The organism is Halorhodospira sp. 9622 (assembly GCF_022228025.1).
Classification (GTDB): Bacteria; Pseudomonadota; Gammaproteobacteria; order Nitrococcales; family Halorhodospiraceae; genus Halorhodospira; species Halorhodospira halophila_A.
Window position 1 is genome coordinate 1 of sequence record NZ_JAJNRE010000116.1, and the last position, 370, is coordinate 370.

The 370-nt window shown below is 60.5% G+C and carries 1 protein-coding gene; it reads right to left on the reverse strand.

Annotated elements, in window-relative coordinates:
• The coding region (locus LRG07_RS13845) for a hypothetical protein (RefSeq protein ID WP_238642792.1) at positions 1-354 on the reverse strand (354 nt) is incomplete at its 3' end.
• Positions 355-370: the final 16 nt, after the last annotated feature.

Here is a 370-nt window from a genome sequence, read left to right on the forward strand (position 1 = left end):
ATTGACCTCCAGCTGCTCCATCGCGAGCCAGCCGTCCACGCCGTCGCGGTTGGACAGCTGCACGTCGGCATTACGGTCGCTCGCACCGTCGTTGTTCAGGGTGATGTCACCGAAGAGCTGGAACTCGTCGGCCGGGTTCCCCGGAATATCATCCGTACCAAAGGCGTCATCGTAATCCGTCTGATCGACCTGGTTCTTGCCGTCGATGCGGATGGCGTTGTCCAGGTTCTCCGACCAACCCTCGCTGTCCCGAGCAGTCCAGTTCAGATCCAGCTCCGTGCTGACCGGACCACCGCCCGTACCAACGGCGTTCGAGGTGTAGTGACTGCCCGTGGCGATGATGACGTTCTCCATCTGATCATCAATCGCT